The organism is Oleiphilus sp. HI0061, assembly GCF_001635675.1.
The window spans coordinates 13,752-30,175 of record NZ_LWFE01001112.1; the positions used below are offsets into that span (position 1 = coordinate 13,752).

Below are 16,424 nucleotides of genomic sequence, written 5' to 3' on the forward strand. Positions count from 1 at the left end.
AAGCAATAATAGCTAAAACAAGGTTTGTATGTATGTCAGGGCACGATAACTCGAAAAGCACTGAAGGTGTTGTTGCTGAGATAGCGCCAAAAGAGTGCCGTGAGAGTTTGAGAGCCGATATTGCCAACTGCGAGCTTATGGGTGAAACCCAGGATGCCAAGAAAATATTGCTTTATCATCACCGCCAATCTTCGGTGCTAATGAATGAAATTGGCCGTTTGCGAGAAGAGTCCTTCCGCTTGGTGGGCGAAGGAACAGGGCGTGAACGTGATCTCGATGAGTACGATGCCCACTATATGCACATCGTCCTTTGGGATGAAGAGCAAGGTGAGGTGGTCGGCGCGTATCGCCTAAGAGGTACTGATCAGCTCGATGTACAGGAAGATTCTGATCGGCTGATTGTTAATTCTCCTCTTTATACTGCGAGCTTATTCGACTACTTACCAGCATCGCGTAGCATTCTAGAGCATGGGTTGGAGCTGGGCCGAAGTTTTGTTCAGCCACAATACTGGGGTTCCAAAAGCCTGGAATATTTGTGGTATGGCATCGCAGCCTTTCTTAGGCTACACCCTCAATACCGTTACTTGTTCGGCGCAGTAAGTATTAGCAATACCTTATCTGCACCAGCTAAAGACTTACTTATCTATTTTTATCAGCACTACTATGGAACTGAGACAAAGTATCTAGTCTGTCATCACCCATACCAGCTAAGTGAGGCTTCAAAAAAGCACCTAGATCAATTGTTTGAAGGTTTAGATCTAAAGGAAGGCTTCATTAAGCTCAAGAAACAGCTAAGGTATCTTGGCTTCGCTGTTCCTGTTTTATACAAACAGTATGCAGAATTGTCAGAACCAGGCGGGACGCGCTTTTTAGGCTTCAATATCGACCCGGACTTTAGTGATTGCGTTGACGGCTTTGTCGTGGTCGATATTGATCAAATGTCAGGACAAAAACGAAAACGCTATGGTTTGCTGACGCATCGGCTTGTTTCATCTTAGTATTATTGTTTGTTTGGGTCTCATTGCTCAGCACTTAAGACGCTCAACGAGCTTGCTTAGATAAGGACAAAACAGTCAGTTTGAGCAATAGTTCAATGCTCGCAACCACCTAAAGACCTTTTTAGGTCTCGATATATCTGGCTACAGACCTTTTAAGTATGCGGAGATCTTCATTGACTCTTCTACACTCATATTCTCGAAAGTCGTCATCTTACTAGCATCACTTCCCACCCTAACTTTATGAGATACCTGCCAAGCACTTAGTTTAGTGCCCTTATTAGGCGGAACAGCCCTTAGAAATTTTCCTAAGCCTGTTGAGTTATGACACTCAGAGCAATGGTGTTCGAATAGGTCTTTTCCTGACGCTAGGTCTGGGTGGTTATGCTGGTCATTGCCACACCCAACTAAGAAGATACATAACAAGGTGATTGTATAAACGATAGGCATATTTAATATCCTTTCATGTTCTAAACCGGACAATTAACGTATTGAATTAGCAAATAATTCCTTGTACTGATCCATTTAAGCATTACAAAAATAAATAGCTATACTTAATTCTGTCTATATAAATTTAACCAAACCTAATCTCACCTATAATTATATCAATCACTAAATAATGTTCAAAAATAAAGCTAAGGCTGACTAATGACCAATATCTCGCAGTACTTACAGTACATGATTAAAAAGCAAGCCTCGGATTTGTTTTTTAGCGCGGGCTTTCCTGTCTTAGTAAAAATACAAGGTGTTTGTAGTGCGATTAATAAAGACACGGCTTTAACATCAGCCCAAACCAAAGAGCTTGCTTATTCTCTGATGAATGATCAGCAAATTAAGAATTTTGATGAGAATCTGAGCACTAGCGTTGGTATTTCCGTTCCTAACTTGGGGCGATTTCGCCTGAGTGTTTTTAGGCAACGCGGTTCTGTTGCGATGGTGATTCGTTGTATTAAAACCTCACCGCCAACTCTAGAAGAGCTAAGGTTACCAGAAGATCTGGGTGAGTTTATGTTTGAGAAACGCGGGCTGGTTCTGGTTGCTGGCGCCACCGGCTCAGGTAAATCTTCAACGCTAGCAGCAATGATCGATTTTCGAAACAAGCATTCAACAGGACATATTCTGACTATAGAAGACCCAATTGAATACTTATTCTCTTACAAAAAATCAATTGTTAATCAACGGGAAATCTCGATCGATGCCAAGAGTTATTCAGATGCTTTGAAAAGTGCAATGCGTGAAGCTCCAGATGTAATCATGATTGGGGAGATAAGAGATACCGACACAATGAAACAGGCGATCGTATATTCTGAAACAGGTCATTTATGTTTAGCCACTATTCATGCCAGCAATGCCGTTGAAACATTGGATCGAGTTATTAACTTTTTCCCTCCAGATGACCGGGGACAAATATTGATTGATCTATCAAGAAACCTTCATTCTGTTGTTTGCCAGCGACTTGTAAAAAGTAAGGATGGTTCATTAACTCCAGCATTAGAAATATTGCGAAATTCTCCTTACTTTGGTGAGTTGATTCAGAAAGGAAAAATTGGAGAGTTAACTGAAGCATTTGAGAGAGACATGGATCAAAATGTTGTTACTTTCGATGAATCTCTAATTAAACTCTATAAAGAAGGGAAAATCTCAGCGGAAGAAGCTATTAACAACGCAGATTCGAAACATAATGTCCAAGTGAAAATCCGCCTTAAAGACGACCCCAGTGCGGCCTCTGAAGGTTGGCAAATAAAAAGCTAATGTGCAAATGTCGGTATCATGCCAAATCATTTCTTACTGGAAAATAGATCTTTTTACCTTCTTTCTGAATTATTAGGACGAGTTTATTGAAAACAAATATTCGAAGCCGGATTATTATAGCCGTTGTTGTGTGTCTTGTATTAATTTCCGCGACACTAGCCTACGTTTTATTTGAGCAATCTAGGATAGATAAGAAGTTTTTGTTGGTAGACAAAATTATTAGCCATACTGGAATAGTCGATCAAGCACAAACTGTGTTTGTATCCCTATTAGCCGAACAACGGGCTTCTATTCGAGTCAAAAAAGAAGGTTCACAGTTCAGCAATCTTATTGACGAGCTAAACGCTCTCTTGCAAACAATTGAGCATAAACCCATATTAGCTGAAAAAGAACAATTTCTGTTGAAACGAGTTAGAAGTGACATTGCTCGCTTATCTAGCCTGAGCTCGAACCTATTAGTTTTAGCGGGTTCTACCGAAACTAGCGGGAAAAACAGCTTGTTGAGTGAGTTCGATGCATTAGGCCAGAAAATCATAACACAGCTAGACCAGATTCATATTTTTCTTGACCATGAATTAGAAAAAGCTTTTCATGAAGCATCTGAGATGCGTTATGGCGCACAAAAAAGCGTTGTCATTAGCGGCACGCTTCTCGTCTTTTTCCTTGTCTTTTTTAGCTTCCAGCTAGTTCGTTCGATTACACGTCCCATTAACGACCTGGTTAAGGCGACTCAGAGGCTTAAAAGCTCAGAATGGGATTATCGAGTCAATTTAGATACCGGGGACGAATTGGAGGAACTTGCTGACAGTTTCAACAGCATGGCTGAACAGCTTTCCCATCAACACCTAAGCCTCAAAGACCAACTGGATAGACACAGTATTCAGCTAAAGGAACGTTCTTTAGACCTTGAGATACTTTTATTGGCAAGCGCTGAACTCTCGTCCGAGTTAGATATTGAGCAGTTGCTAAAGCTTATGGCGCAGAAACTAACAAGTACACTGAAAGTAACCTATTGCCGTATTGCTCTAAAAGATAGTGAGCATGCAGGCCCTGTAATTCGCGCAGCCTATCCCATCAGGATGCTAGATTGGGAGCCTGGCATTGGAAACGAGTTAGACGTAAAATATTGTCCTGACTTACAGAAGGCTTTTGACACTGGACGATACGTATCAGTTTCTAATACAGAAATGTTTGATCGGAGACATAAAGTTGAGTTGGAACAAATTTTCACTTCTGAAACACATTCCGGTTTAATCTTTCCCTTAGTTATTAAAGGACGCTCAGAGGGTGCTATTATTTTGGGTGAGTCAAGAGTGTGGGACCGGGAACCTTTTTCTCAAGAAAAAATCGCCCTCTGCCAGACGCTAATCAACCAGTCTGTTATAGCGATCGAAAATGCAGAAAACTATGTGTCTTTGCATTCAATGTTTTTGGATACAACCTCTGCCTTGAGTTCTGCAATTGATGCTAAGTCTCACTGGACTAAGGGGCATTCGGAGCGCATGACAGCTCTGGCATTACGTATTGGACGGAAATTATCACTTGATTCCGAATCATTAAACCTTCTCAAGGTGGGCTGCATTCTCCATGATATTGGGAAAATCGGTACCTATGAGCAGATTCTAAACAAGGCTGAGCCACTTACGGATAGTGAATTTGAAATCATTCGTCAACATCCAGTAAAGGGGGAGCTTATTCTTAAACCAATCCATAAGTTTAAAGCGATTCTACCTATAGTAAGAAGTCATCATGAAAAATATGATGGAACAGGCTACCCAGATGGATTAAAGGGCGAAGATATTCCGATTCTCGCCCGTATTGCAGCGCTCGCAGATACATACGATGCGATGACCGCTGATAGACCTTATAGAAAGGGTTGTAGCCGCTTAGAAGCTATTGCTGAAATTAAGCGCTGCTCAGGGACGCAGTTTGACCCAAGTATTGCTGGCGTATTTATTGAGATATTGAAAGATGAGTATTCATAGTTAAAAACATGTTCTTCTATCCTTACCAATCAAGCCGTGCTGGAAACACAAGTATCTAAAACTTAATGCTGACTTACACGCGCACAGTTAGAACGACTCTAGTTTCTCAAGTGCGTATTCCGCGCGAACCTGATCGCTCGTTGCGATTCAAAGTGATCACCTGTTGCGACGGAACGTGATCACTCATTGCGATTCAAAATGACTCACTTTTAGCTGTTATCGCAAACGGTGATCGAGTAATCGCAACGACTGATCACCATCAATCACAAACTCCTTCCATGCATTGAAACTCAATTTGTCGAGCACGTTATTCTTAGCGCTTTTAAGCCGAGAGTACGATGCCAAACAAGAGATTAGCAATGCGACACATTAAAGATATTCTCCGCCTCAAACTCGAGGCAAAACTGAGTCATCGAAATATTGCCCGCAGCTTAGGAATCGGCGTAGGCACTGTTTCCACTTATGGAAAAAGAGCGGTTGATGTTGGGCTAACCTGGCCACTTCCAATAGAGATGACTGACAATGAACTAGAACGTTTATTATTCCCCGACGCCAAGATCAATACGCGCCATGGTCGGGTTATGCCTGATTGCGCTGCCATTCACCAAGAACTCAAGCGCAAAGGCGTTACCAAGCAATTGTTGTGGGAGGAATATAAGCAAATACATGGCGACGCGGGCTATCAGTATTCGCAATATTGCGGCTACTATCGTGAATGGCGTTCTAAGCAAAAGCGCTCCATGCGCCAGATTCACCTTGCCGGTGAAAAAATGTTTGTGGATTACAGCGGGGCCACGGTACCTATCGTTAACCCGGATACTGGCGAGATCCGTTCAGCTGAGATCTTTGTAGCCATACTTGGCGCGAGTAACTACACCTTCGCAATGGCGTCATGGACGCAACGCAAAGCCGACTGGATTAACGCACATGTGAAAGCCTTTGAGTTCTTTGGCGGCGTACCGGAGATCGTTGTGCCTGACCAGTTACGCAGTGCTGTCAGCAAGCCAGGTCGTTATGACCCCGGTATCAATGTGAGCTACCAGCACATGGCATCACATTATAAAACGGCGATCATTCCCGCTAGGCCACTCAAGCCCAAGGATAAAGCAAAAGCAGAAAACGCGGTATTGATCGTGCAGCGCTGGATACTGGCTCGACTACGACATCAAACCTTCTTCACGCTGGCAGATCTAAATCAGACTATTAAGGTCTTGCTAGATGACCTTAACCGCCGTGCCTTTAAGAAACTACCGGGTTCCCGCTTAAGTCAATTTGAAGCCTTGGATAAGCCAGCGCTTAAATCGCTTCCCGCGAAGCATTATGAGTATGTCGAGTTCAAACTTGCACGCGTTAATATCGACTACCACATAGAGTTCGACAAGCATTATTACTCAGTACCTCATCATCTGGTGAAGTCTCAAGTAGAAGCCCAAGCAAGCCAAGATAGCGTTGCTATTTTCTTCAAAGGAAAACAGGTTGCACGACATGCTAGGAGCTTGCGCCAAGGGGGTTTTACCACCAATGCTCACCACATGCCTGAGCCCCATCGAAAGCACCAAGCCTGGACGCCGGAGAGACTGATCTCTTGGGGCGCTCGAATCGGGCCTGCAACGCAATCCATCGTACTAAACCTACTCGAACAAAAGAAGGTACCCGAACAAGCTTATCGAGTCTGCTTGGGTTTACTGAATCTGGCAAAACAATACACACCAGAAAGATTAGAAGCCGCTTGCTTACGGGCTCAGCATATCAATGCCCGACGACTGGCAAATATTAAGTCCATATTAGAAAGCAATATGGATCAACTGCCACTTCCATTATCACCTCAGACTTCGCCATCACCTCAAACAGAGACTCATCGTAACGTGCGCGGCGCTGATTACTACCACTAAAAACCCACCCCAAAACCAATAGGAAAAAACATGTTAGAAACACAAAGCTTACAGCAACTTCGACAGCTCAAGTTAACCGGTTTAGCCGAAGCACTAGAGATGCAGTTTAATCAACCCAATACCTATGAAGAGCTTAGCTTCGCCGAACGAATTAACCTAGCAGTACAACAAGAAGTGACTTACCGGCACGACAAACGCTTACAACGATTGCTCAAGGCTGCTCGCTTCAAGGTCACCGCTAGAATGGAAGATATCGACTACAGCCACCCACGTGGCTTAAAGCAAAGTACAGTCGCGGGCTTGCAAAGCAATACCTGGATAAGCAAAGGGCAAAATCTGGTAATGACGGGACCAACAGGCTGCGGAAAAACCTATCTTGCTTGTGCATTAGGACATCATGCCTGTCTGCACGGTTATCAAGTACGATACTTCAGAGCCTCGCGGTTGTTCGAGCAGCTGACCATCTCACACGGCGATGGTAGCTACCTAAGACTCTTAAACCAAATAGCCAAGGCTGATGTTCTAATTATCGATGACTGGGGCTTGGAGGCTTTAACACAGCCTCAAAAAAATGATCTACTCGAAATTATGGAAGATCGCCACAACAGTAAATCGACCATAGTGACTAGCCAATTACCGATGACGAAGTGGCATAAATTTATCGACGATCCGACCTTGGCTGACGCCATATTAGACCGGCTACTGCATAACGCTCACAAACTTAACTTAAAAGGAGAATCGATGAGAAAAGTACTAACTTCGTTGACTGAAGATGATCACTTGAAGTAAAAAGACAACTCACGATGCATGGATGGGAAACAAGTGATCACGTTCAGCGCAACGGCTGATCAGTTTTAGCGGAATACGCATCAAGTACAAGGTCTCTTAAACGCTTGTCGCCACTCGCTAGATAAAGCGCTCGCTGGTACATGCTTTTTGCTTTGTCATCTCCTCCCATTAAACGATATAAATCACCGTACTTGATAAATACCTCTGGGTTGTTTGGGGCGACCCGTATGGCTTGTTCGTATATTCGTTGGGCGCGTAGCCATTGTTGAGAGTTTTTTGCTTTTTCGGCTTTAGCAAGTAGAACGCTTAATATATTGCTTTCTACCTTGTTTATTTCTTTTACTTCTACATCTTGATTTTTGGCTGCATCACTATCGACAGTTATGCTTTTTTCCTCTGGTGTTACAGCTTTATTAAGTATGCTGTGAGGCTTGGATGTGATCGGTGAGTCGGCCTTTGAACTCGGTGTTACGGGGACAATGTTAGGCTTAGTCTGTGTGTTGAGTGAAGAACAAGCGCTCAGTAGGAGAACTGTACTGAGCACTAAAGCCAGAGGAGATGCCTTTAATAAATAACTGAGGCCTTCTAAAACCATGATTTTAACCACCCTTTCACCGATGAATAACCATTTTTACATGCTTGATATTCAGATGTATCTGGTTCACCCCAGACAGGAAGGTCTATAGCGCCCTTGCATCGTTCATCGGTGAGGTGAGCCGTGTTTTGATCAAACCAATGGTACTGGATGTTAGCAGGAGCTTCCATACTCAAGGGATATTGAGGGATGCGGCGAATAAAGTCGCTCCATAGCTGCAGGGCACCGCTGCTGCCGGTTAGGTGTGTTTCTTTATTGTCATCGCGGCCGAGCCAAAAGGTTGCTAGGTAATCTCCCGAGTAGCCTGAGAACCAACTATCCCGATTATCGTTAGTGGTGCCGGTTTTACCCGCAACCACCAGTTGCTCTGGTAGTTGTTTGTATGCAGAGCGCCCGGTGCCGGTTTGCATGGTCTTTACTAGTGCTTCTTGTAATAAATAAATCGCCTCGGGTGCAACTACTTGACTAAGCTTGAAAGGGTAGCGGGTTAAAGTTTCACCTTGTGCGTTGGTGACCTCGCGAATTCCTCTTAAGGGCATGTTGAAGCCATTACTGGCGATAGTTTGGTAGAGCTGCGTCACTTCAAGCGGTGACAATGATTGAGATCCTAGGAATAGAGAAGGGTAGGGCGTGAGCTCTCTTTTGACACCTAAACGCCTGAGCATGTCATGCACTGTGTCAATTCCTAGCTCTAAACCTAAGCGGGCACTTGCCAGATTGTAGGATTTAGCAAGCGCTAGATATAAGGGGACTTCTCCATGGCTTTCGTGATCAAAGTTCTGCGGCGCCCAGATTTGCCCATCTTCAAACTCTATTTTGAATGCCTGATCTGATACCAGCGTGCTGAGTTGATATTGTGAGGGTTTTTCCAGTGCGCTAAGGAATATTGACGGTTTAATGAGCGAGCCGATAGGTCTTCTTGCATCAAGAGCACGGTTAAAACCGCGGTATCGTGCTTTTCTGTCCCCAGCCATGGCGAGTATTTCCCCGGTGCCGGTTGCGGTGACCACGGCGCCTACTTGAAGCGTTCCTGTCTGTTTCCCTGATTCGAGTGTTGGAAGTTTGCTGGCGATTGTATTCTCTAGCTGGTGCTGGAGCTGGGGGTCTAGACTGGTATATATCTTTAGCCCTTCAGTGCGTAGGTCGTCTTCATGGTAATCTTTTCCCAGCTGACGCTTTACCATGTCCATAAATGCCGGGTAGGGATTAGTCTGTAGAGTCGGCTTATCGATAACGTTTAATGTGTGAGTGATCGCCTCTTGATAGCGTTGATCGTCAAGGAGGTTCTCCTTGTTCAGAAGAGACAAAACCAGGTTGCGTCGTTTTAGTGCTCGTTCAGGAAAACGGCGAGGATTATAATAGGACGGGCCTTTGATCATGGCGACAAGTAGAGCGTGTTCGGAGATAGAGCAGGCACGTAAATCCTTGCCAAAGTAGTAGAGGCTGGCCGCTGCAAACCCGTGGATAGCGAGTGAGCCAGATTGACCGAGAAAGACATCATTCATGTAAGTTTCTAGGATGGACTGCTTGTCATAATGGGCTTCCAGCATCAGAGACATCAGTGCTTCATTTACCTTTCGGCTAAGTGATCGCTCTCGACTGAGATAAAAATTCTTGACCAATTGTTGGGTAAGCGTGCTGCCACCTTGAACAACTCTGCCCGCTTTCAGGTTTGCCCATGCAGCACGCGCTATGGATAGCGGTGAAATGCCTAAATGATGTTTAAAGTCACGATCTTCAGTGACAAGAAGGCTGGCAATGAGTTGGTCGGGTATGTCTTCGTAGGGTAGTAGGATTCTTTCTTCTTTAGTGCGGGGATAAATGCCGCCCACTTTTAAAGGCTCTAGTGTATAGAGCGCTTGATGACTACCCAGGCCTTGCAGCTGGGTGACGATATCGTTTTCTATATGAAAACGAAAGTGACTACTCTCTTGATAACCTTCAAGTGTTTGATGAGCAGGTACCTTTAGTTCAACAACTTGATGGGTGCTTGATAGGTGACGAATGGAGTAGCTGCGTTCGGATTTAGGTTCCGAACGGGCTTGATAACCTAGCATATTGAGTTCATCAAGCAGATTGTTGGCGTTTAGCGCCTTATCGTTATAAATTTCGAGGGTGCGGGCAAATACTTGAGCTGGAAGCGCCCACCGCTTGCCTTCAAACTTATATCTGACCTGAGCATCGAGATATATGCACCAGGCAAAGAGCAGTAAGGCCAAAACACTTAGTATCTTCAAGCTAGTTGGGCGAAGAAGGAGAGGGCGCTTGTGCCTGAAATTGGCGGAGTTAGTCATTTCGCGTCAAGTACTTATTGTTGCAGAAGCTGCTAGGGGCTGAAAGAGCTAGTGTATCAGAGCCAAGCGGAATGTGTGAGGCTTAATACGATAAGACTAAAAGTGCGTCTGAGGCTTACTTTGGATCGACGAAAGCTTTTTCGAAACATAAGTGTAAGCGTGTTCAAATTCTTGCTTTGAGAAGTTTTGATGCTTTACTTTCTTGAGTTCTAGGTCAGTCAGTGTGAGGTGAAGTGTGGGGGTGACTTGAACTTTGTTAAGGCATTGTTTTACACAATGCAAAGCACAGCCATCTAGGGCCAGGATCGGTCGCTCTGATTTCGCTTGTCTAACTAATGATTTAACCTGTCCGCCAACGCCTGCTATACAAGACATTTCAGCTTGTCCTAGACGGTTCAATTCTAGGGCTAATTGATTGGTAAGCTGGGCGACATTAGAGCAGCCAGAGCATGAGTACACGATAGGCTGCTGTTCTCTATGATTCATCTTTTACTATCAATATCAGTGAGTGCCAGAACTGTTAGGCGCGAGCAAAGAGTAGATTGTTTTCAATCGAGATATGACTTTGCAAATCTTCGATAAATTCAGAAATTAAGGCATAAAGCCTTGTCCAGGTATTACAAGCGTCTTCTGGTAATGTCAGCTGGTTCGTTAGCTCTGATAGCTGGGAGATTGCACCAGCATGTTCATCGTGCTCATGACGCATCACCGAGATAGGGCCCTGAGCCATTGCTCCCATTCCTTGTTCCAGCATAGGGAAGAGGATGTTTTCTTCCTTAAACATATGTTGTTCGAGCTCTATCTTCATTGTTTGCAGGTGATTAGATAGGCCATGAGGACACTCTGGGTGTTCACCGTGTACAGATTCAACTCGAGCAGCCTTTTCATTTAGTTCGCTAAGCTGTTGTCGATGGACTTCATGGTAGCGCTGCAAGATATGAGCAATTAGTTCAGGGTTTGATAGAGATTCTAGAGGCTCAAGGGTGCTATTGCCGTCTGTTAAAGTTTGATCGGGCATACTTCCTCCACTTCATAAGAACGGGGTGGGCAACTATAGTATCGGAATTCTTTTCAGGGCGAGCTTTTATCTTAAGAACATTGCCGAGCCGAAGCTATACAACCTAGTTGATATAAGAGGGATAAAAGGGGGTAGAGCAGATAGAAAAATAATAGGCTGCTCAGGAGGGGCTCCTGAGCAGTTAGCAGCGCTTATTCAGCGGCTTCAGGGCATTCTATTGAGCCTGCTTCGCGCATGTCGCCAAGTGGCACGTTAAGGTTGGTATCGCTATCGCGTTTTGCTGAGCCGTGATAGATTGCCCTGCACTCACCAGGTGAAGACAATTTGCAGTTTTCTAAAGCTGCCTGAGAGGCTTGTTCCTCTGTTTCATAAGGGCCATGAAATTGGCGGTTTTCGAGGTAGAAATATCCTTTTTCTATGTTTTCATCGACCACGATTACTTCATCGATTTCTTGTGCTACAGACATAGTTTCTCTCCCGTATATTAAACACTATTCAATTCTTACTGAGGCCAAACTTAGTGTTTAGACCTTACTAAATGCTGTTTCTTTTCTACTGTGTTAGCAGTTAACCAGCGGTGTCGAATAGTGACTTTTATAATTATTATCGTTGCTAGTTCAAAATTTATAAGACGAAATCACCTATGTCTTTAGAAGAAAAACAAGCCTTCATAGACTATTAAGCCCGGTAATGTCCCGGGCTTATTCGCTTCGTCTTAGTTCGGTGTTGCTCGATTAATGATCGAGTAACAATCAATATCGCCTGGTAGGGTACCATAAACCCAACCTTTGTTGTCACTTTTTAGTCTGGCGAGGCAAAACGCATTGGCGATTTCTTCATTTCCATATTGGAGTAGGCTTGCCCCTTGGAAGCAAAGTGCCATCTTTTCAACGATTCCTCTGGAGCGGTATTCTATATCCTTCTGATTAGAGAATTCTTGATGAAGATCATTTAGGGCTTCATCCATCAGTGAATGCTTACCTTCTACAGTATGCAATTCGGTCAGGAAGGCTTGTAGAGATTCAGGATTACGACGCGTGGCGCGAAGCATGTCCAGGCACTGGACGTTGCCACTACCTTCCCAAATGCTATTTACAGGAGACTCTCTGAATAGTCGGGGCATAATACTATCTTCCATTACGCCACTACCGCCAATGCACTCCATTGCTTCATAGGCGTGGCCGGGGGCCCGCTTGCAGATCCAGTATTTGCCGATAGCAGTTCCCATGCGCACTAAATGTTTTTCCTGCTCGTGTTCACTGCTTAAGTCGAGTGCCCTCGCCATGCGCATGCTTAAAGCCGTAGCTGCTTCGTGCTCAATAATCAGGTCGGCGAGTACATTTTGCATGAGTGGTTGTTTATCGAGTGTATTGCCAAACACCTTGCGTTGGCGGCAGTGATGAGTGATTTGGGAGATTGCCTGGCGCATCATGCCCGAGGTGCCAATCATGCAGTCAAAGCGGGTCATGGCAACCATCTCTAAAATTACCGATACACCTCGACCTTCTTCGCCGATCATCCACCCCATTGCTCCGCGTAGCTCAGTCTCACTGGAAGCATTGGAGACGTTCCCCATTTTATTTTTCAGGCGTTGTACTTGCATCGGATTCTTGCTGCCATCGGGTCGCCAGCGTGGCACCAAGAAGCAAGAAACACCCGAACTAGTTTGGGCGAGTACTAAAAATGCGTCTGACATGGGGGCTGACACAAAATATTTGTGCCCGATTAGTTCGTAAACCTGTCCGGGTCCCTGGGCACCCATTGCAAAGGCGCGCGTACTGTTTTGTCTAACATCGGAACCACCTTGTTTCTCGGTCATTGCCATACCTATTGTGAGGCCTGCCTTTTCTTCATGGCTGACATTTCGGTAGTCATATTCTCGATGCATAACTTTGGGGGCCCATATGTCATAGATATCTGGCTGCCTTTTTAGTGTCGGAATAGCGGCAGAAGTCATAGTTATAGGGCAGCCATGACCTGCTTCAACCTGGCTCATCATATAGCTCTTGGCGGCACGTGCGACATGAGCGCCTGGGCCAGGTTTAGTCCAATGGGAAGAGTGGATGCCTTCCTTAATTGAGAGCGCCATGAGTTGGTGGTAAGAAGGGTGGAAGCGTACCTCATCGATACGCTTACCATGGCGGTTGTGAGTAAAGAATACCGGTTTATTCTCGTTCGCCTGAAAGCCCCATTCAAGCACTTCGGCTGACCCGGTGACCCTGCCAAAACGTGAAAGATCCTCGCTGTAAGCTTGTCCTTGATGAGCTTTGACTGCATCTTTGAGTGCGGCATCTTCTTCATAGGCATTGTAGTTTTCCAATGCTTCGGGTTGATTCTCGACAGTGTGAGTTTCTGGCCAATAGGCGTTGCTCGGCTTGAAAGATTCAGAAGAGGTCATGGTCGCTTACTCCGTACCTTTAGATAAAGTGAACTTGCATTCATTTGTTTGTGCTATTGAATCACGCGATGCTTCAATAGTCAATTCTGCGCATTTAGGATAAAATTCAAGGACCCAGTTCTAAGAGCTCTTCATAAGCTCGTGTGAAGAGAAAAACTAAAGAGTATTCCATGGCATATCGCCCGACAGAAAAAACTGAAGCCAGAAAGAAAGCACAGCGCAAACTGCTCTTGGATACTGCTTTGCAGTTAGTCGCTTCGGGAGGTTTTCAGTCTTTAACCATTGCTTTGTTGGCTGAAAGGGCAGATGTTGCGACCGGTACTGTATATAAGTACTTCGCATCGAAAGCAGAACTGTGCGCAGAAGTGTTTCGGGTGGCCACTGAAAAAGAAGTCAGGAATGTACAGCTAGCAGCTTTTCCTCAGGTGGAAGATGAACTCGAAGGTCAGCAAGAAGGCGAGGCATTGAGCTGTGAGCAACGTCTGAAAATGGCGTTAGAGATTTTCTCTAGAAGAGCTTTAGAAGGGCGTGGTCTGGCTTATGCCTTGATAGCCGAACCGGTAGACTCAAAGGTTCAGCAAGAGCGCTTAAAATATCGACGAGCCTATGCCGAGATATTTGAGGCCTTGGTGACAGAGGGAGTCGAAAAAAATGAGTTTGCACCCCAGAATGCGTTGATATCTGCTGGTGCGATGGTTGGTGCATTGGCAGAAACATTACTTGGCTCTATCGCCAGTGCCCAACAAACGCCTGGCGAATTCAAGCCCGAAGAATGGATTGAAGAAATATTGAGCTTTTGCCTTTCAGGTGTTCGTCGCGCCTAAGCGCTTTTGAGCCTGAAAGGTTTGAACATTTAAGAGATGAGCCTCAGCTTCTAGCGCCTACGACGTAGGCTTTCTTTTTCCTTCGTACGCTGGTCAAGTCTGGCCATAATTTCTGCCATTTCTTTTGCTTCTGCAGCCGCTTTGGCAGCCTGTGCAGCTTCGCGTTCCATTTTCTCTTTGGCGATGGCTTCTTTAATTCGCTTTTCCTTGGCAGCTGAGCCAACACGTCCTTCTGGTAGTTTGTCTTTAGCTGGGCTGGTTTTAGCTTTGTTGGTCTTTAATCTGGTATTGCTAGTTTTGCTTGCAGTGGATGTTTTGGTTTTCGGCGCACTCGTTTTAGTGCTGCTACCTGCGCGGTTTTGCCGACGCTTCATCTCGATATTCATCATGACCGCTTTCATATCGTCAAAGTCTTTGGTTGAATCAGACTTTCGCAATTCGACGACTTCTGCTTTCTTTTCTTCTTTCTTGACTGTTTCTGCTTGGGCAGCAAGATAAGCTTTTACATCGATGCTGGTGACAGGGCCGTGTTCTTTTTTTGTGCTACGATTTTGGCTAATGCTGCTCTTGTCTTCAGGCGTATTGCTGGCGGCCTTAGCCGCGGGGCTTTGTTTATGGATTGATGTTACCTTACTCGTCGCCTTTGCTTCTTGTATTGCTTTGGGCTCGCTATGTACTTCTTGATTAACCTTATTTACCGTGGGGGCAGGTGCACGTCCGGTTTTGATAAGCTTGCCATTGAACTCGTCGCAGGCATCGCGAACCAGCTCTCGGGATTCAGCAGGGGAGTCAGCATAAGCCCAGGTTTCTACTGTAAAGTTATCAACACCGAATTCACGTACAGTGTCTAAGAACTCACCTGAACCACCTTCTTCTGCCTGAACGATCAGTCTGGCCCAATGTTCTTCCATACTATCTCTTGCACTGCCGACATAAACTTCGTTGTTGACTCTATTGGTGGCAGTAAAAACGATCATATAAGCGATACCTCTGTTATATAAATGTAGTAAGAAAATGGATCAATATAGAAAATGATGGAGGCGCGGAATTATAATGAAGAAAGAATTTTTCGGTAGAATTGACAAGGAAGTTTTTACATAATTTAGCAGATTTTTTTGCAAGTAATTGCTTGCAAATTTTGAGAGCCCTAGATTAGGGCTCTTAAGGTCTATAGGCTGATACCGATATTACTAATGCCTTCATCTTGAGCAAGCTCTCGAATGGCAAGAATCAGTTCTTCTCCAGGGTGGCTTGCAGATCTTAGTAGCTCGCTCAGTTCGGCTTGAAATGAAAACTCGCGTTCAATGAGCGGATGTGAATCGAATAACTTTATTAGCTGGTTTTCGCTCAGTGAGTCGCCTTCGGAAAACTCTATAAACTGAGTGATGGTTTCCAAGGACAGTTGGCTAACGCTCAATGCACGTGGTTTTTCATCGTTGATCCCAGCCAATAGAGCCTGTTCTAGAATGCTTAGGCAATCGTGAGTTGGCAGGGCACCATAATGTTCGCTCTGTTCGGTATCAGGCATGTTCGCCTGGGTCAGATCGAGGAGCTCTACAATACCTTCTTCGTCTTGCTCAATTATGAGCATGTTCCAGGCGCTGTCGATGTCTGCAAGCTTGAGTGGAGAGTCTGAAGGGCTGTCAGACTCGATACTGTCAAGATATAGGAGGGCGTTGGGAAGGGCGCGTTCCGCTATTGCAAGCATAAATGCCCGTTCACGCCAGCCTCTAAGAGAGTTGAGAGATTTTTGAAACTTCAATCGGTTCATTGTGCCTAGCCTGCAGGTAGTTGGTATAAGCTTACGAGTATGTCGCTGCTCTATGTAAAGTGTTGATTAGCGTTTGGGTGCACTGAGAAAGAGACTCACCAGCCACAACAA

The 16,424-nt window shown here is 44.9% G+C and carries 15 protein-coding genes; 6 read left to right on the plus strand and 9 right to left on the minus strand.

Features of this window, described 5'->3' with window-relative positions:
* The first annotated feature begins 32 nt into the window (after nucleotides 1–32).
* Complete coding sequence (locus A3735_RS16320; RefSeq protein WP_068638291.1) at nucleotides 33–998, plus strand: GNAT family N-acetyltransferase; 966 nt, start codon at nucleotides 33–35, stop codon at nucleotides 996–998.
* 141 nt (nucleotides 999–1,139) lie between these two features.
* Here the strand turns inward: A3735_RS16320 and A3735_RS16325 are convergent, their stop codons facing one another.
* Nucleotides 1,140–1,445, minus strand: coding sequence for a cytochrome c (locus A3735_RS16325; protein ID WP_068509251.1), 306 nt, complete (start codon nucleotides 1,443–1,445; stop codon nucleotides 1,140–1,142).
* A gap of 198 nt (nucleotides 1,446–1,643) precedes the next feature.
* Between A3735_RS16325 and A3735_RS16330 the strand changes: the two genes are divergently transcribed.
* The 4 genes from A3735_RS16330 to istB all read left to right on the plus strand — a co-directional run bounded on the left by A3735_RS16330 (nucleotide 1,644) and on the right by istB (nucleotide 7,413).
* Nucleotides 1,644–2,747 (plus strand): PilT/PilU family type 4a pilus ATPase, encoded by a 1,104-nt coding sequence (locus A3735_RS16330; protein ID WP_068510380.1) that lies wholly within the window; start codon nucleotides 1,644–1,646, stop codon nucleotides 2,745–2,747.
* An 86-nt stretch (nucleotides 2,748–2,833) separates the two neighbouring features.
* On the plus strand, nucleotides 2,834–4,732 hold the full coding sequence (locus tag A3735_RS16335; protein WP_068510378.1) for an HD domain-containing phosphohydrolase: 1,899 nt from the start codon (nucleotides 2,834–2,836) through the stop codon (nucleotides 4,730–4,732).
* A gap of 338 nt (nucleotides 4,733–5,070) precedes the next feature.
* The gene (gene istA / locus A3735_RS16340; RefSeq protein ID WP_068510151.1) at nucleotides 5,071–6,624 is read left to right on the plus strand and encodes an IS21 family transposase; all 1,554 of its coding nucleotides are present in this window, start codon (nucleotides 5,071–5,073) and stop codon (nucleotides 6,622–6,624) included.
* A 30-nt stretch (nucleotides 6,625–6,654) separates the two neighbouring features.
* The gene (istB, locus tag A3735_RS16345) at nucleotides 6,655–7,413 is read left to right on the plus strand and encodes an IS21-like element helper ATPase IstB (RefSeq protein ID WP_068510153.1); all 759 of its coding nucleotides are present in this window, start codon (nucleotides 6,655–6,657) and stop codon (nucleotides 7,411–7,413) included.
* 43 nt (nucleotides 7,414–7,456) lie between these two features.
* Here istB and A3735_RS16350 read toward each other — a convergent pair whose 3' ends face one another.
* From A3735_RS16350 to A3735_RS16375, 6 genes are all read right to left on the minus strand, one after another.
* Complete coding sequence (locus A3735_RS16350; RefSeq protein ID WP_068508601.1) at nucleotides 7,457–8,008, minus strand: tetratricopeptide repeat protein; 552 nt, start codon at nucleotides 8,006–8,008, stop codon at nucleotides 7,457–7,459.
* A complete protein-coding gene (gene mrcB, locus A3735_RS16355) occupies nucleotides 7,999–10,302 on the minus strand; it encodes a penicillin-binding protein 1B (protein WP_068508603.1) in 2,304 nt (767 codons plus the stop codon). The genes A3735_RS16350 and mrcB overlap by 10 nt, the downstream gene beginning before the upstream one ends.
* 96 nt (nucleotides 10,303–10,398) lie before the next feature.
* Nucleotides 10,399–10,788 carry a putative zinc-binding protein gene (locus A3735_RS16360; protein ID WP_068508605.1) on the minus strand — a complete coding sequence of 130 codons (390 nt, stop codon included), beginning with the start codon at nucleotides 10,786–10,788 and terminating at the stop codon, nucleotides 10,399–10,401.
* Nucleotides 10,789–10,822: 34 nt separating this feature from the next.
* Nucleotides 10,823–11,320 carry a hemerythrin domain-containing protein gene (locus A3735_RS16365; protein ID WP_068508607.1) on the minus strand — a complete coding sequence of 166 codons (498 nt, stop codon included), beginning with the start codon at nucleotides 11,318–11,320 and terminating at the stop codon, nucleotides 10,823–10,825.
* Between the two features lie 191 nt (nucleotides 11,321–11,511).
* Nucleotides 11,512–11,787 (minus strand): hypothetical protein, encoded by a 276-nt coding sequence (locus A3735_RS16370; protein ID WP_068508609.1) that lies wholly within the window; start codon nucleotides 11,785–11,787, stop codon nucleotides 11,512–11,514.
* Between the two features lie 248 nt (nucleotides 11,788–12,035).
* Nucleotides 12,036–13,718: an acyl-CoA dehydrogenase family protein gene (locus tag A3735_RS16375; RefSeq protein ID WP_068508611.1), complete on the minus strand. Its 1,683-nt coding sequence runs from the start codon at nucleotides 13,716–13,718 to the stop codon at nucleotides 12,036–12,038.
* Nucleotides 13,719–13,888: 170 nt separating this feature from the next.
* Here A3735_RS16375 and A3735_RS16380 point away from each other — a divergent pair, with 170 nt between their 5' ends.
* Complete coding sequence (locus A3735_RS16380; RefSeq protein ID WP_068508613.1) at nucleotides 13,889–14,542, plus strand: TetR/AcrR family transcriptional regulator; 654 nt, start codon at nucleotides 13,889–13,891, stop codon at nucleotides 14,540–14,542.
* 50 nt (nucleotides 14,543–14,592) lie between these two features.
* Here A3735_RS16380 and A3735_RS16385 read toward each other — a convergent pair whose 3' ends face one another.
* Together A3735_RS16385 and A3735_RS16390 are read right to left on the minus strand one after the other, a co-directional pair.
* Entirely contained in the window at nucleotides 14,593–15,519 is a 927-nt protein-coding gene (locus tag A3735_RS16385; RefSeq protein ID WP_068508614.1) for a hypothetical protein, read from the minus strand.
* Between the two features lie 191 nt (nucleotides 15,520–15,710).
* Complete coding sequence (locus A3735_RS16390; protein WP_068508616.1) at nucleotides 15,711–16,313, minus strand: DUF416 family protein; 603 nt, start codon at nucleotides 16,311–16,313, stop codon at nucleotides 15,711–15,713.
* Nucleotides 16,314–16,424 lie beyond the last annotated feature (111 nt).

Excerpts from the sequence above, each read along its gene's own strand:
- A3735_RS16385 (WP_068508614.1), bottom strand. The coding sequence starts at position 15,519 with ATGATCGTTTTTACTGCCACCAATAGAGTCAACAACGAAGTTTATGTC.
- A3735_RS16370 (WP_068508609.1), bottom strand. The coding sequence starts at position 11,787 with ATGTCTGTAGCACAAGAAATCGATGAAGTAATCGTGGTCGATGAAAAC.
- A3735_RS16330 (WP_068510380.1), top strand. The coding sequence starts at position 1,644 with ATGACCAATATCTCGCAGTACTTACAGTACATGATTAAAAAGCAAGCC.
- A3735_RS16375 (WP_068508611.1), bottom strand. The coding sequence starts at position 13,718 with ATGACCTCTTCTGAATCTTTCAAGCCGAGCAACGCCTATTGGCCAGAA.
- istA (WP_068510151.1), top strand. The coding sequence starts at position 5,071 with ATGCCAAACAAGAGATTAGCAATGCGACACATTAAAGATATTCTCCGC.
- A3735_RS16350 (WP_068508601.1), bottom strand. The coding sequence starts at position 8,008 with ATGGTTTTAGAAGGCCTCAGTTATTTATTAAAGGCATCTCCTCTGGCT.
- mrcB (WP_068508603.1), bottom strand. The coding sequence starts at position 10,302 with ATGACTAACTCCGCCAATTTCAGGCACAAGCGCCCTCTCCTTCTTCGC.
- A3735_RS16365 (WP_068508607.1), bottom strand. The coding sequence starts at position 11,320 with ATGCCCGATCAAACTTTAACAGACGGCAATAGCACCCTTGAGCCTCTA.
- A3735_RS16390 (WP_068508616.1), bottom strand. The coding sequence starts at position 16,313 with ATGAACCGATTGAAGTTTCAAAAATCTCTCAACTCTCTTAGAGGCTGG.
- A3735_RS16380 (WP_068508613.1), top strand. The coding sequence starts at position 13,889 with ATGGCATATCGCCCGACAGAAAAAACTGAAGCCAGAAAGAAAGCACAG.
- A3735_RS16360 (WP_068508605.1), bottom strand. The coding sequence starts at position 10,788 with ATGAATCATAGAGAACAGCAGCCTATCGTGTACTCATGCTCTGGCTGC.
- istB (WP_068510153.1), top strand. The coding sequence starts at position 6,655 with ATGTTAGAAACACAAAGCTTACAGCAACTTCGACAGCTCAAGTTAACC.
- A3735_RS16320 (WP_068638291.1), top strand. The coding sequence starts at position 33 with ATGTCAGGGCACGATAACTCGAAAAGCACTGAAGGTGTTGTTGCTGAG.
- A3735_RS16325 (WP_068509251.1), bottom strand. The coding sequence starts at position 1,445 with ATGCCTATCGTTTATACAATCACCTTGTTATGTATCTTCTTAGTTGGG.